General features: G+C 53.2%; 13 protein-coding genes. All 13 read right to left on the bottom strand.

Translation table 11 applies throughout. The features are described 5' to 3' along the window. The 13 genes from ATL39_RS02450 to lhgO all read right to left on the bottom strand — a co-directional run bounded on the left by ATL39_RS02450 (position 1) and on the right by lhgO (position 15,391). A complete protein-coding gene (locus ATL39_RS02450; protein ID WP_120191698.1) occupies positions 1–867 on the bottom strand; it encodes a fumarylacetoacetate hydrolase family protein in 867 nt (288 codons plus the stop codon). Positions 868–891: 24 nt separating this feature from the next. Further along, a complete protein-coding gene (locus ATL39_RS02445; RefSeq protein WP_120191697.1) occupies positions 892–2,145 on the bottom strand; it encodes a nickel pincer cofactor-dependent isomerase, group 22 in 1,254 nt (417 codons plus the stop codon). After that, complete coding sequence (locus ATL39_RS02440; protein WP_120191696.1) at positions 2,136–2,786, bottom strand: aspartate/glutamate racemase family protein; 651 nt, start codon at positions 2,784–2,786, stop codon at positions 2,136–2,138. The genes ATL39_RS02445 and ATL39_RS02440 overlap by 10 nt, the downstream gene beginning before the upstream one ends. A gap of 18 nt (positions 2,787–2,804) precedes the next feature. Next, positions 2,805–4,196, bottom strand: coding sequence for a hypothetical protein (locus ATL39_RS02435; protein WP_120191695.1), 1,392 nt, complete (start codon positions 4,194–4,196; stop codon positions 2,805–2,807). Next, positions 4,196–5,950 carry a dihydroxy-acid dehydratase gene (locus ATL39_RS02430; RefSeq protein ID WP_120191694.1) on the bottom strand — a complete coding sequence of 585 codons (1,755 nt, stop codon included), beginning with the start codon at positions 5,948–5,950 and terminating at the stop codon, positions 4,196–4,198. Before ATL39_RS02430 ends, ATL39_RS02435 begins: the two co-directional genes overlap by 1 nt. Positions 5,951–5,968: 18 nt before the next feature. Then, positions 5,969–6,358: a MaoC/PaaZ C-terminal domain-containing protein gene (locus ATL39_RS02425; protein ID WP_120191693.1), complete on the bottom strand. Its 390-nt coding sequence runs from the start codon at positions 6,356–6,358 to the stop codon at positions 5,969–5,971. Then, positions 6,355–6,774 (bottom strand): FAS1-like dehydratase domain-containing protein, encoded by a 420-nt coding sequence (locus tag ATL39_RS02420; protein WP_170146811.1) that lies wholly within the window; start codon positions 6,772–6,774, stop codon positions 6,355–6,357. The genes ATL39_RS02425 and ATL39_RS02420 overlap by 4 nt, the downstream gene beginning before the upstream one ends. Before the next feature lie 87 nt (positions 6,775–6,861). Continuing rightward, a complete protein-coding gene (locus tag ATL39_RS02415; protein WP_245960894.1) occupies positions 6,862–7,944 on the bottom strand; it encodes a TAXI family TRAP transporter solute-binding subunit in 1,083 nt (360 codons plus the stop codon). Positions 7,945–7,984: 40 nt separating this feature from the next. Continuing rightward, on the bottom strand, positions 7,985–9,985 hold the full coding sequence (locus tag ATL39_RS02410) for a TRAP transporter permease (protein WP_245960893.1): 2,001 nt from the start codon (positions 9,983–9,985) through the stop codon (positions 7,985–7,987). A gap of 35 nt (positions 9,986–10,020) precedes the next feature. Continuing rightward, positions 10,021–11,211, bottom strand: coding sequence for an acyl-CoA dehydrogenase family protein (locus ATL39_RS02405; RefSeq protein WP_120191690.1), 1,191 nt, complete (start codon positions 11,209–11,211; stop codon positions 10,021–10,023). 275 nt (positions 11,212–11,486) lie between these two features. Further along, positions 11,487–12,791: a (Fe-S)-binding protein gene (locus ATL39_RS02400; protein WP_120191689.1), complete on the bottom strand. Its 1,305-nt coding sequence runs from the start codon at positions 12,789–12,791 to the stop codon at positions 11,487–11,489. Continuing rightward, positions 12,784–14,190 carry an FAD-binding oxidoreductase gene (locus ATL39_RS02395; protein ID WP_120191688.1) on the bottom strand — a complete coding sequence of 469 codons (1,407 nt, stop codon included), beginning with the start codon at positions 14,188–14,190 and terminating at the stop codon, positions 12,784–12,786. The genes ATL39_RS02400 and ATL39_RS02395 overlap by 8 nt, the downstream gene beginning before the upstream one ends. Then, positions 14,147–15,391 carry an L-2-hydroxyglutarate oxidase gene (gene lhgO, locus ATL39_RS02390; protein WP_120191687.1) on the bottom strand — a complete coding sequence of 415 codons (1,245 nt, stop codon included), beginning with the start codon at positions 15,389–15,391 and terminating at the stop codon, positions 14,147–14,149. The genes ATL39_RS02395 and lhgO overlap by 44 nt, the downstream gene beginning before the upstream one ends. Between the last annotated feature and the right edge of the window lie 6 nt (positions 15,392–15,397).

Genomic DNA, 15,397 nt, shown 5'->3' with positions numbered 1-15,397 from the left:
TTACTGTTTTTTTAAATCCGTAACGGGGTTCGAAAGCGACGTGAATCCCTCAATCCGGCATTCCACTTCATCGCCGTCCTGAATGTGAATCGCGCCGGGGGTGCCGGTGGAAATAATGTCGCCCGGTTTGAGCGTCATCACTTTGGAATGAAAAGACACCAGATTCCACGGCGTAAACGTCATATTGGAAACGACGTTCTCGCGGTGGACGCTTCCGTTAATAACGGTCGCCACTTTAAGATCATCAACATTGTCGACCTCTTCAACCGTAACAAGCTCCGGCCCGACGCTGAAAAAGGTATCAAAGCTTTTCGAGCGCGTTAAGTAGCGCGGGTTTTTCTCGAGAATGTCTTCCGCCGTCATATCAATAATCGTTGTGTAGCCTGCGACATAATCCCTCGCGTCGGCTTCGGACACGTTTTTGCACGTGCGGCCGATCACAATGCCGAGCTCCGCTTCCGCGGTCGTCCGTTCGGACTGATGCGGAATTTCAATCGTATCCCCCGGACCTATGATCGAAGTGAGCGGCTTCATGAAGCTGGCCGGCTCCGTGCTCGGCGCTTTTTCTTTTAAATCAGCGGCATGATCCTGATAGTTCAGGCCGATGCCCCATATTTTCCCCGGGGTGCGCAGCAGCGGGCTGTAGCTGCCGGCCGTCTGTTCTGCGAGTTCCTCAAGCTCCTGCGGGTGCGACTGCGCCCAGCTCCGGAGCTCCTCCAGTTTTTCCGACACAATCAGGTCCTCCACCTGGGTGGGAAAGAACGTCTGGTGCGTCTCGTTGATGGCTTCTATTTTAACCTGCCTGCCTTCTTTTAAAACGATCACGCCTTTGTCGGCGCCGTTTTCGCGTATCGAAGCGGTTCTCATTGTTCCGGTCACGTCCTTTCTTATTTACTGCCGCAGGAGGCGGCGGGAGAGCTGTCCTTCTTTATTGAATGCCAGCGTGAAGCGCTCTCCTGTATCAAAGCTGATCTGCTGCTTTTCCATTTCTTCAAGCACGGCCGGGCTGACGTACAGCCGGTGCAGATGAAGCGTATTCGGTATTTGAATGTATGTCAGCATATCGGTATCTTCTGCGCTCAGGCTGTTCAGGGCGGTTTCCACGGCCAGCTGCTCCGTCTCGTAAATAAACGGAATCATCGCCCGGCGCAGAAAGGTGCTCGTGAGCGCGTTCGTGTAAGTCGTGTGCCGGTCTATTTTTTGAAAAAACGAGTGGGTAATAAAATCAGCCAGCCCCACCCCCTGCGCATTGCCGAATGATTCCTCCGACAGCTCGAGCGCGGCGATGCGCCTGATGACAGGCGAAGACGGCTCCGGAACGCCATCGATCCGCCAGCGGCCGATAATGTTCGGATCCATGCCGGTGCCGCTGTAGTTTTTGCCCATTTCTTCGACAACAAGCACGTCCAGCTCCTGCACAGGGAGCGAGGGCATCATCTGCTTGGACAGTTCCAGCAGCTCCGCTTCTGCTTCAAACCAGTTTTCCTTCCGGACGGCTCTGACTACCGCGGTTTGATCGAACGCATTTTCCACGATACCGATGCCCATTATTGACGGTCCCTTCTCGAGGCAGGTGCGGCAGATGTCTTTAATGTTTTTTTCCATCTGCAGGGAGCCGCGGCTGTGGATAAAGGCGGCGCCCTTAATTTTTCCGAGCCCGATCGCGGCCATTTTGCTCAGTCCGCTTTCGACACTGCCGCGGAATGCCGTATGGGCTTTGATCCGGTTCATCACGATAATGCCGTCTGCGGCGAATGCGTGCTTGTCCATGTAGGCGGGAATGCCGTTTGCGGTATCAGAGAGTTGTTCTACGTCCATAGAGGAGAGAATCTCCGCGCCGGCTGTGGCTTCAGTGATACCTAAATGCTCAAGCACGCTCCGCTGCCCTTCTGCCGTCGCGCCGCCGTGACTGCCCATAGCGGGAACGAGAAACGGCACGCAGCCAAACTGTTTAACAGTGGCGACCGCGGACGCAATCATTTGATCGATCCGGTAAATGCCCCGGCTGCCGGCCGTAATCGCAATCCGGCTTCCTTCCGGAAACTGCTGATCGCGCAGATGAGCGCTGACCTCTTCAGCGACTGCCGCTTCAATATCCTCCAGGCGCTCCTCCGGAAAATGCTGCGTAACTTCAATCAGCTCCATCGCGTAACCGCCTCCTTTCGCCCGAGAATATGCTGCACGCTCGCTTCGGGGGCGGTCAGTACCGGTGTATTTCCGGCAGGTACCGTCCCGGCGGTGTGCGCCATACTGTACTGGGAAAGAACGATCACATCGACCTCTCCCTGAACCTGCTGAACCATTTGCTGAATTCGTTCGTCATGCCCTGCTTTATCTCCGCGGGCAAGACAGGCCATCGCTTCGGTGTCGACTTTCGTACGAATGTCCACGTCCGGGGCTAGGCTGGTTAAGTAGCGCTCCAGCGGAGGCGGCGTTTCGTTGACCGTCGCAATCAGCCCTACTCTTTGATACCGGGCCACCTGTGTCATGACGCCTTCATCGGAGCGCAGCACGGGAACCGTCGTGAGAGGCTGAATCAGATCGCGGGCTTCGTTGAACGCCGAGCACGTTAAGAGAATCACATCTGCCTCCTCCTCTTCCGCCCGGCGGCAGAACTCCACGAACCGGTACAAAATAGTAGACGAGAGCGTCTGCTCTTTTTTCAAAAGCGACAAGAGCGTCGTGTCCATAAGATGATGAAGCTCTGTTTCTTCCGAAGCCGCCTGAAAGGCATCTTCAATCGGCTGGAGCGAGGATTTCAGCGCATGCACGCATACGACTTTCATACAGCCGCCTCCTTTCTGTTACATAGTCAAATAGCTGATGCCATAAATCACAACGGAAACGAAAGCGCCCGTCACGAGCACATAGGGCAGGTTCCACATCCCCACTTTAAACGGCGAGCGGTGGAGCAGCGTGCCGAGCGTTAAGTTCAGCGCGGCCACCGGAGACACAACGGTCGATAACGACCAGCCGGCCATCAGAGCAAGCGCAAACGCCTCGACGCTTATCGTCAGATCGGCCGTGGAGACACTGGCGCCGATTAAAGAAACGGTCAGAATCTGGTGAATGCCGCCGGCACCGAGCAGAACGATTACGCCGATCGTCATGACTATAACGAGAAGCGGCGACAGCTGGTTAATCGATGCGAAAAATGAAGCGATAAACGGCGACACCGGTGTGGTTTCCACCATTTTGGCGAAAAAAGCGGCCGCTATGAAGAGCACCGCTTCATTGTGTATATTCGGAAGAATTGTATTTTTGTAATGCTGAAGCGAGCGCCCGAACGCCTGCACTTTGTTAATGCATACCGACCAGAGGATCGGGTAGGCAATCGCGATCACGCTGATCAGGATCACCAGATTAACATCAAGCAGCCGCTCGAGAATAAAAATTCCCGCAAACATACCGGCGAATATGACGAGCAGCTCTATCCCTTTGCCGGCGGTTATCGTCGCAGCCCGGGCCGCCTGCATTTCTTTGTCCATGGCAGCGGCCAGCTCTTCTGTTTCCGGAGGCTGTTTCATAATCAGCAGCACCGACACGGCGGTGCCGATCAGTACAAGCAGCAGCCCCCAGAAAATAAAGGGAAAAATCGGGAGCCCGAGCATGCTGAGCACAATCGCCACTCCGGCAAAATACGGGGACCAGCACATCGCGAGCGTAAATCCCTGCGATATCGCTTTTGTATAAAACTTCGGATTCTTTTCAATTTCACTGTGAAACAGCTCAAAGGAAATGCGCACAGAGCCCAGATTCATAAACGAAGACAATATGCTTGTGAGAATCACAATGTTCGAAAAGATTTTAACCGGCGTTTTTAAAAACCGGTGGGCGATGATGGAAATATATTCGACGTAGCCGCCGTTTTTTAACGGATAGGCAAACAGCGGAACGGATACGAACAGCGCCACGAGGGGCAGGTTTTCAATCAGGGATTCCCTCCAGTAGGAAAATCCGAGATCCTGGGCAAAAAATACCAAATGGCCGGTAATCAGCAGAATACTCGTCATAATCTTTGGAAAAAATGCCATAAAAGGCAGCGAATAAAGAATCAGCCCTCCAGTAAGCACCATCAGCACCTGTTCTCCCGGCCAGCCGGTAAAGCTGAAAAGGATAAAAAGAACGGTAAGCGTCAGCAGCAGATACCCTCTGGAAATCGAAATCCGCTCCGGCCATTTGTTTACGGTATCCATCAGCCTCCCCTCGTTTTCTCCTCCTGTATGATTCTGCCGTCTTTCGTCTTATCTGCCAAACGAAGGGACGGAGGCATTAAAAAGTCAAAGTCGCAGCCTTGATCGGCCTGCAGCACATGTTCCTGAAACAGCTTTTTGTAGCCGCGTTCCGCTCCATTTTCCGGAGGGGCAAAGTGTTCACGTCTGCGGGCGAGCTCCGTTTCGTCAACGAGCAGCTCCAGCTCCCGCGCCTGTACATCCATCCGGATCGTATCCCCGGTTTCGACGAGCGCAAACGGCCCGCCGACGGCTGATTCAGGCGAAACGTGCAGCACAATCGTCCCAAAGGCCGTACCGCTCATGCGGCAGTCCGAGATGCGGACCATGTCCCGCACTCCCTGCTCGAGCAGCTTTTTCGGGATCGGCAGCATGCCTGCTTCCGGCATCCCCGGTGCTCCGCGCGGCCCGGTGTTTTTCAGCACCAGTATGTCGTCGGCTTCCACGTCCAGGTCCGGATCATTTACTTTCTGCTCCATATCCGCGGTGGATTCAAACACGACCGCACGCCCTTCATGCTTTAACAGAGCAGCTGACGCCGCTTTAGGCTTGATGACAGCCCCGTTTGGTGCAATATTTCCTGTCAGCACGGCGATCCCGTCTCCTTCATGGAGCGGATCGGCAAGCGGGCGGATCACGTGGCGGTAGTTCGGGGATACGGTTACATCTGCCAGGTTTTCTTTCAGCGACTGGCCGGTAACCGTCAGTACATCGGTATGAAGGTACGTTTCTATTTCCTTCATTACCGCACGTGCCCCACCGGCATGGCTGAATTCCTTCATCTGGTACTCCCCTGCCGGGCGGAGATTGGCGATAAACGGCGTATCCTGTCCGAGCGTATCGAACCGCGACAGCGGCAGCTTAATGCCGAGCCTGCCGGCAATAGCGGTCAGATGAATAACCGCATTGGTGGATCCGCCGACGGCCATAATCATCCGGATCGCGTTGTCGAATGCTTTTTCCGTCATAATGTCGGAGGGCACGATATCTTTTTCCACGAGGTTTACGATCTGCTTTCCGGCTTCCTGGGCTTCGGCCAGTTTCCGATTATCGGTGGCAAGCGTAGCTGCGCCGCCGGGAAGCATCATGCCGAGCGCCTCTGAAACGACCGCCATCGTGCTCGCACTCCCCATCACCATGCAGTGGCCGGCGGACGGTGCGAGCGCCTGGTTAATATTGTCGAGCTCTTCTTCTGATACGCTTCCGCTTCGGTATTCCTGCCAGAAAAAGCGGCAGTCCGAACAGGCACCGAGCGTTTTTCCTTCGTATTCTCCGTTGTCCATTCCGCCGCCGGTAATCATAATGGAGGGAATATCAGCACTTGCCGCCCCCATCAGCTGGGCGGGCGTCATTTTGTCGCAGCCGCCGATTAATACGACACCGTCCAGCGGCTGGGCGCTGATCATTTCTTCTGTATCCATCGCGGCCAGATTCCGGAACATCATCGTCGTCGGGCTCGTAAAGCTTTCGCCAAGCGAGATAGTCGGAAACTCCAGCGGGATGCCGCCCTCCATCAGTACGCCGCGCTTGACGGCTTCGACAATCGGGCCAAAATGGGTATGACATCGATTCACTTCGCTCTGTGTGTTGCAGATGCCGATCGTCGGCTTTTCCCAGTCCTTTTTTGTGTGCCCCATATGGCGGGCGAACGCCTGCCTTAAAAATACGCTGAATCCTTCATCTCCATACGAAGCGGTTTGTTTGCGGTCCTTTGCCATAAGCGTGCACCCTTTCTGTTACATGGACTTGCTCTGTGAGAGCTCGATCGTTCCTTCGGTTACCTGCGTCCCGTCTTTCTTCGACGCTTTCAGCGTAAAGGTGTTTTCCTTTTCCGCCGGCATCCACTCGATAAGCAGCGCTTCATCGAGAAACACGCGGCCGGTGAATTTGGTCTGAAAATGCGAGACGTACCAGCCTTTTTCCAAGTGGTGGAAAAACGGCACATACGTATACGCCATTGTCAGCAGGCCGTGCACGATAATGCCGGGAAGGCCGTGCGCTTTCGCTTCCTCCTCGTCTATATGTATGCCGTTGAGGTCGCCGGAAGCCCTGGCGTAGTCCTGCACCTGCTCTTTGCTGAAGCCGGATATTTTTATACAGTTGTCATGAATAGTAGTAATGTTCATTCAGGCACTCCTTCCGAGCGCTGTCCGGCTGCTTTCCAGACAAGCACACGCCGGGAGATAAAGACCGTCTGTTCTGCGCTGTCTTTTCCTGTCTGTGTCAAATAAATAAATGCCATCTCTCCGCTTCTGCCGGTTTTGCGGACGACTTTATCGATCCGCTGGGAACAAAAGAGCGTTTCTTCCGGTACGAGAGGCCTGTAGTAGTCGTATTCCTGTTCAGCGTGAATCATCCCGGCATCCGGCCAGGTGAGGCCTTTGATGTCCCCAAACGAAAACGTCCGTACGAAGGTCGGCGGGACGTGACCCGCCGGTATGCCGTGAAAGCCGAGAGCTTCCTTAAATTGATCCACTCTTTTAGAGGAGACCGTATTTTCCACCGCCGCGGCAGTTACATGCAGAAAATCTTCCCAATACACGGCTGTCACCCTCCTTTTTTTATGAAGAAAAAAGGAAAAGGCTGTTCAGAAAAACAGCCTTCACTTCTTTGGAACAGATGTCCTGTATTAGTCAAGAAGACCTTCCTCTTCATAGTACTGCTCTGCGCCCGGGTGGAATGGAATATCGCCGGCACCTTCATCAAAGTTCTCTACCTGGAACTGCTGGAATGTCTCATGGCTTGTGTGCAGGTCTTCAATGTTGTCCCACATTGCTTTCGTAATATCGTAGACCACTTCATCAGACATAGACGCATCCACTACGAGGAAGTTCTGCATCGCCGTCGTATGAACGTCTTCCTCCTGGCCTTCGTACGTTCCGGCCGGGATCGTTTCATCAATATAGAAATCATACTCATCGAGCATTTCCTGGCGCTCTTCATCATCAATGCTTGTCAGAACCCCGTTGGCCGTGCTCAGCATTTCGCTTACGGCAGAAGTTGGGAGACCGCCGTTAATGTTGGCACCGACTACCTGATTGTTTCTCATTAGATCCGTTGCTTCCGGGAAGGCCCCAAAGTTGGCGTTAATATCATCAAACGTCAGATCGTACGCGCCGAGAATGTGCTGGGACGCAATTTCCGTTCCACTTCCTGTTGCTCCCGGTGCAAAGCTTTCGCCTTCAATATCACCGATGGACTCAATTCCGGCACCTTCACGCATAACGACGTGATTGTAGTTCGGATAAATACCGGCAAGAATTCTTACGTCTTCATACTGCTCGCCTTCGAATCCATTTTCACCTTCGTAGGCATCCTGCAGAATGTTACCCATTACGAAGCCGACATCCGCTTCTCCCTGCGACATGTAGATCATGTTCTGCACGCTTCCGTTGGAAGACTGGGAAGAGGAGGACACGCCGTCCACCTCATTGGACCAGAAGTTGGAAAGACTCGCACCGAGAGGATAGTAAAGGCCGGTTTCACTGGCTGTTACCAGGTCAATCTGCGTATCCCCTTCTTCAGCCTGATTTTCTCCTTCGCCGCCATCCAGACCGCCTTCTCCGGATGCTTCACTTCCTTCGGAGGATTCGCTTTCTGATCCACTGCCGCCGGATTCTTCTCCGCCGCCTCCGCCGCAGCCTGCTATGAACGTCAGACCTACCGCCATGGTCACTGCTGGAAATACTCTTTTCGTGGACATCTTTTTCATAATAAAACTCCCCTTTTTCTTTTTTTATGTGCCTGAATTTCTACAGCTTAACTCTCCCATTGTCTGACATAGGGTCTGCTGTTTCCTTTTTTTTCTTAGGCTGCTTCGCTTTGGTCGGCTTCACTTTCTGCCACGCCATAATGCCGATCAGCAGGCCAATTCCTACCAGATCCCAAAGAAATGTCGGTTCTACAAGAAGGAAAGCGCTGACAAAAAGAATGAGACGCTGCGCTATATTAGCTCTGGTCAATAACCAGCCCTGCAAGCCGGCTGCCAGAGCGATAACACCAATAATCGCTGTGATGGCGGCGAGAATACTTGCCGAGTAGCTGGAGCCGTCAAACAACAGCACCGGATTGAATAGGAAGAAAAACGGTATGATAAAGCCGGTTATTCCTATCCTCACCGCCGTCATCGACACTTTGTTCGGCGACGCGTTGGCTATACCCGCTGCAGCATATGAAGCCAGTGCCACCGGCGGCGTAATGTTGGATAAAGCGGCGTAAAAGAAAGCAAACATGTGCGCCACAAGCACCGAAGCACCAAGTTCCACAAGAAGCGGTGCCGATACGGTCGCTACGATAATGTATGCCGCTGTCGCCGGCACGCCCATACCCATGATGATGCTGATGACCATTGTGAAAATACCGGCGATTAACAGGCTGTCGCCTGCGAGATTCAATATGTTATTTCCTACTACCAGACCGAGACTTGTAAGAGTAACCGCACCGACGATAATACCGACGATGGCAGTGGCTACACCAACTGCTACGGCAGCCTTACAGCCGTCTTCAATCGACTGGATAATCATTCTAAAGCTCATTCTGGTCGATTTTCTAACTGCACTGACCAGAATCGTGGCAAACAGGGCAAATACCGCGGCGTAGGTCGGCGTTGTACCGATAACGAGTAAGTAAACCAATACAGCCAGCGGGACAATCAGATGCCCTTTGCTTTTCAGCACGCCTATGGCGGAGGGGATATTTTCCTTGCTTATCCCTGACAACCCGAGGTTTTTTGCTTCAAAATGAACGACCATGAAAACAGTAATAAAATACAGAAGCGCCGGAATAACCGCAGCGAGCATGATCGTTGTATACGGTACACCGATAAACTCTGCCATAATAAAACCGGCAGCACCCATAACAGGCGGGGCGAATAATCCACCGGTAGAGGCTACGGCTTCCACCGCTCCGGCGAAATGCTTCTTATAGCCCGTTTTTTTCATTAACGGGATAGTCACGGTACCGGTCGTTACGACGTTTCCGATCGCACTTCCATTTACCATGCCCATCAGACCGCTTCCGAGTACGGCTACTTTCGCAGGCCCTCCGGCCGTGCTCCCCGCTATCGTAAGGGCTAAATCGTTAACAAAGTCGGTAAATCCGCTGTTTTTCAAAAAAGCACCAAACAGGACAAACATAAAAACGAATGTGGTGAAAACACCAAGCGCAATCCCGAATATTCCCTGGGCGCCCCAGAACATCGTGGAGATCGTCCTCGTTACCGTAAAGCCTCCGTGTCCGAAGGTTCCCGGGATGTAGGGTCCGAGAAATATATACGCAAGAAAGACCGCTGCAATAATGGAGAGTGTGTTACCTACCACCCGTCTGCTTGCTTCAAACAGAAACAGCGTTCCAACCGCTCCGGCCACATAGTTCCAGTCCGTGCGGTGAAAGCCTCCCCATTCTCTGGCAAATGTTTCATAAATAGAGACGAAATAAATGATGGCAGCGATGGAACCGATAATACAAATCATGTCCCAAATCGTAGGAAGCCTTCTTTTGCCTCCACTTTTCTTTGAAGCAGGAAATAACAGAAACGCCATCAGGAATAGAAAGCCGAGAGTATAGGCTCTGAGAATAAGTGCTTCCATGGCGCCGAAGCTGTTAAAATACATCAGCATGAAAGCCCAGACGATACAAATGGCTGTAATAACCCACTTCATAAAGCCGGTGTAGCTTCTCATCTTGCCCTCTTCATCCAGTATTTCCATCTGCTTGTGCTCTTCTTCCAGTGTTTCTGTGCTTTTCTCACTCATGTTCATGTCCCCCTTTCGATTGTGGTTTTTTTATGTTATTCGAACGGCCAGGCCGGAAGTGTCTTTCGCAGCGGCTTGTCTTCGTTATAGCCTAAGGCGTAGCGGGCCTGCATGACCGTATGGATTTCCCGTGTTCCTTCATAAATCACCGGCGCTTTGGAGTTTCTTAAGTATCGTTCCACCGGATATTCGTTGGAATAGCCGTAGGCACCGAATATCTGTACGGCATCGTTGGCGGCTTCGTTGGCAAAATTACAGGCCTGCCATTTCGCCATCGATGTTTCTCTTGTGTTGCGTTTGCCTGCATTCTTCAAGCTGCCTGCTTTAAACACAAGAGCGCGTCCCATCTGAAGGCCGGCTTCCATGTTCGCAATCATCTGCTGCACGAGCTGGTGTTTCCCGATTTCTTTTCCAAAGGTTTTCCGTTCGTGGCAGTAGTTCACGCTTGCTTCAAGGGAAGCCATTACGAGCCCGCAGGCGCCGGCAGCCACGGTGAACCGGCCGTTATCAAGCGCGCTCATCGCTATTTTAAAGCCTTCTCCTTCTTCTCCAATCAGATTTTCTTTTGGCACTTTAATGTCTTCAAAGAAAATTTCACCGGTGTTTCCTGCGCGGATACCGAGCTTTCCTTTAATCGCTTTGGATGAAAAGCCCTCCATGTTCCGGTCGATCACGAACGCTGATAATCCTTTGTGGCCGGCACTCTTATCGGTGTAGGCAAAGACGAGAAAATGATCGGCGTAGTCACATAGGGAAATCCACGTTTTCGATCCGTTTAAAATGTAGGAGTCGCCATCTTTAACTGCCGTAGAGTTCATCGCCGCCACGTCTGAGCCTGCGTTTGGTTCGGTTAAGCCGAATGCGGCGATTTTTTCGCCTTTGGCCTGAGGCATAAGTATTCGTTCCTTCTGTTCTTCCGTTCCCCATTGGAGAATCGTCATGCTGTTTAAACCGGTGTGTACAGAAACGGCGGTCCGATAGGCCGTGTCGCCGCGTTCGAGCTCTTCGCAGGCAATCGCGAGCGTATTGTAGTCCATTCCGCTTCCGCCATATTTTTCCGGAATACAGATTCCCATCATGCCAAGTCCGGAGAGCTTTTCCAGAATCGCCGGCTGAAATTCACCTTTTTCATCCCACTGCTGAATATGGGGAATAATTTCTTTATCTACAAAGTCCCGAAGCATGTTCTTGACCATTACCTGTTCCTCTGAGTAGTTAAAATCCATCGAATCGCTCCCTGCAATCGTATTATAAAGCGCTTACATATATAGACAAAAAAGAAAACGCCAGTCTTCTCCTAATTCTTCCATGCAAAATAAATCATGCAAGAAGACAGAGCGGACTGGCGTTTGGATCCGAGATTCACTTCCGGCTAAAGAAGTAAGTCGGAACTTAACAATCCATAATCGTCTTTAATAGTTATAATGATAGTCAATTCCGGTAAACATGTCAATATGAATCTGAATATTTATACTTTTTTAAATTGGATATTGGATCCAATCTATAGTTTATAGTCTTTCGGCACTGGTTCGGCTTCCATCAGCAGCTCCACTAAATGAACGGCGCGCTGACCGGTGGCTGCTTTCTCTGCTCCATACTTCATCTGCAGCAGGCAGCCGGGGTTCGTCGTTACAATTGTGGACGTGCTGGTGCTGCCGGCATCCTTCATTTTCACATCGAGAATGTTCATGGAAGACTCATGCTGAACGAGGTTATATACCCCTGCCGAGCCGCAGCAGAAGTTCGGATCGTTCATTTCCTGAAGTTCAATACCGGGGATCGCCTGCATCAGTGCCCGCGGCGCTTCCGTGACGCGCTGTACGTTCGTCATGTGGCACGACGGCTGATAGGTAATCCGTTCATTCACCGGCTTTGTAAAGCGCAGGCTGTCGAGATCGGCCAGCACCTGGGTAATGTCTCTTACTTTGTTTGTAAACGCCAGCGCCCGCTCATGCCAGACGGTCCCCTCTTCAAAGAGGTGGTCGTAGCGGATCATCTGCGCGCCGCAGCCGCCGGCATTGTTCACGACGTAATCGACATCGAGCTCCTCGAGCATCTGAATGTTCTGCTTCGCGAGCTCCACCGCTTTGTCATGCCTGCCCGAATGGGCGTGCAGCGCCCCGCAGCACGTCTGTTCTTCAGGGACAATCACACTTGCTCCGGCAATCGCCAGCAGCTCCATCGACTGTTCGTTAATCGCAAAAAACATGCTGTCCATTACACAGCCGGTGAAAAACGCGACCCGGGCTTTCTCGGGCTGATGGGCCGGCCGGAACGCCGGCCGGGCGCTTCGTTCTTTCGGTGACGGCTGCGGAGGCAGCACTTTTTCAAACTCTCCCATCGCAAGCGGTGCGAGCGTGGAGAGCCGCAGCTTCTGCGCCGCTTTCTGCAGGCCGGTTTTCTGATACAGCCAGGTAAGGTTGCCCACCGTATTCATGCCGGCGGCAGAAGGAATCAGCGTATCGAGCAGGGAATGCTCCACCGCCTGCTGCAACTTCGGCTTTTGTTTGTTGTCTTCAATGACCCGCTTGGCGCCTTCGAGCATCTGATCGTACTGGACGTTTGTCGGACAGACCGGCATACAGGCCATACAGCCGAGGCACTTGCCTACGGGCTCCTCCAGCTCTTCAAGGCCAATCTTCCCTTCCGCCGCGAGCTTCATCAGCTGAATCCGGCCGCGCGGTGAATGCTTTTCGGTTTCCATTGTTTCGTAGGTCGGGCACGCAGGCAGGCAGTAGCCGCACTGCACGCAGTCAAAGGATTTCTCATAGTTCATCCGCTCTTTCAGCGTACCGGGATTACTCATCGGTTAACACCAGCCTCTGCCCGGGCTCGGCAAATATTTTGCCCGGATTCATAATGCCGTTCGGATCCCAGGCGTCCTTAATCCGGCGCATCATGTCCACACCGACTGCGCCCAGCTCCTGCTCCATAAACGACGATTTCATCGTGCCGATGCCATGCTCCCCGGACAGCGTGCCGCCAAGCTCAATCGCGGCTTCAAAAATTTCCCCGACGGCAAGCTCCACCCGCTTCATTTCCTCCTGATCGCGCTTGTCGCAGAGAATATTCGGATGCAGGTTGCCGTCTCCCGCGTGGCCGAACACGACGAGCGAAACACTATACTTCTCCCGTATGTCGGCAAGACGCGCCGTCATCGCCGGAATTTGGCTTCTCGGCACGGTCGCATCTTCGGATACTTTCGTTGGCTTAATTTTGGCAATGGCCGGTGAGACCATTTTTCTCGCCTTCCAGATCGCAGCGGCCGCTTCCGGTGTCTTCGGCTCGATGACCTCCAAAGCGCCGAGCTCTTTCATGATTTGGCTTACCTGCCGGGCTTCCACCTGAATCGATTCTTCATTGCCATCCAGCTCAATCATGACAATCGCGGCCGCATCGGTCGGCAGACCGGACGGCTGATAGGCTTCCACCGCAAGGGCACAGGCCTGGTCAATAAATTCCATTTTGGCAGGGAGAATGCCGGAGGTGAGCGTAGTGGAAATCGCCTCCCCGGCAGTTTCCATCGACGCAAATGACGCCATAATCGTCTGCACGGCAGGCGGTTTGGGGATCAGCTTGAGCGTGGCTGCCGTAATCACGCCGAGCACTCCTTCTGAGCCGACGATCAACTTGGTCAAATCAAACCCGGTCACGTTTTTGATCGTGCTCCCGCCGGCCTGCATGATTTTGCCTTCCGGCGTTACGACTTCCAGACCGATCACGTAGTCCTTCGTTACTCCGTACTTCAAGCCGCGGGGCCCGCCGGAATTCTCCGCGAGATTGCCGCCGATCGTGGACACGTGCGCACTGCTCGGATCCGGGGGATACATCAGGCCGTGCTCTTCCGCCGCTGCGTGAATGGCCGCGGTGAGCGTTCCCGGGGAAACGCGGGCGGTTAAGTCACCGGGCGTAATATCGACGGACGACGGCCACTGGCTCATGTCGAGCACGATCCCTCCCTTTACAGGAAGCGGCCCGCCGCTCAAACACGTGCCCTGGCCTCTTGGCGTCACCGGCACGAGAAAGGCGTTGGCTGTTTCCATTACCGCGACTACTTCTGCGGTGCTCCTGACCTGAACGACCGCCTCCGGCAGAAATTCACCGAACGAGCCGTCGTAGCTGTAGCTGTGCCGGTCCGCTGTGCCGGTCTGGACCCGCTCCTTACCGATTCGCTGCTGCAGCGCTGTAATCCATTGAGCTTCCATGATCTGTCCTCCTTCTTCCTTCATCCACGCGTTTCACAATCTCTTTGCCGATTTCAAGACTTGCTGTGGCGGCAGGAGACGGGGCGTTGCAGACGTGCAGGCTGTTCCGGCCGGGTACGATATAGAAGTCATCGACCATTTTGCCGTCTACGCTCAGCGCCTGGGCACGGACGCCGCGCGGACCCGGAATCAGATCCTCTTCCCGCACTTCAGGCAGAAGCTTCTGCAGGTTTTTTACGAATTTCTTTTTGTTTACTGAGCGGATCATTTCGCCGGTGCCTTCTTTCAAATACGGGCGCGCCAGCTTCCAGAAGCCTTTATAGAGAAGTACTTCGGACAGGTCCTTCCAGTTAATGTCGCTTTTTTTATAGCCTTCCCTTTTAAACCCGAGCACCGCGTTCGGCCCGGCATCCACGTTGCCGTCAATCATGCGGGTAAAATGGGCGCCCAGAAATGGGAAATCCGGATTCGGCACCGGGTAAATCAGATTGCGCACGAGATGACGGCTCGTTTCCACAAACTTGTAGTATTCTCCGCGGAACGGCACGATTTTCACATCCAGATGATAGCCTGCGAGCTTTGCCATCCGGTCGCTCTGCAGACCGGCGCAGTTAATTAAGTACTTTCCTTCAAACCGGCCTTTATCGGTATCAACGGTGACGCCTGCATCATGTTCCTTGATCCCCGTTACCGCCGTCCCGCTTTTCACTTCGGCTCCGGCTGCCTGAACGAGTTCTGAGAGCTTATTGGACACCTGTTTGTAATTGATAATTCCGGCCGTCGGCACGTGAATCGCCGCGATACCGTTGACGTGCGGCTCTTTTTCACGCAGCTCCTCCTGATTGAGCTTTCTTATATTCAGGCCGTTTTCCAGGCCGCGCTTATACAAATCCTCCAGAAACGGCAGCTCTTTTTCTTCGGAAGCCACGATCACCTTGCCGCAGATGTCGACGTCAATGCCGTGCTCTTCGGCAAACAGCCTCATCGACTCGTTGCCCGATTTGGCAAGCCTTGCCTTTAAGCTGCCCGGCTTGTAATAAATACCCGAATGAATCACGCCGCTGTTGTTTCCGGTCTGATGCGACGCCACCTGCTGTTCTTTTTCCAAAATAACGATTGTAGCTTCCGGCTTCTCTTTAGTTAAAGCGTAGGCTGTCGATAACCCGACAATGCCTCCGCCGATAATAATATAGTCTGCCATACCATT

Source organism: Sinobaca qinghaiensis, assembly GCF_003610495.1.
Lineage (GTDB): Bacteria > Bacillota > Bacilli > Bacillales > Marinococcaceae > Sinobaca > Sinobaca qinghaiensis.
Note: the sequence above shows the minus strand (reverse complement) of the source record. Positions and strands in the feature narration are given on the sequence as shown.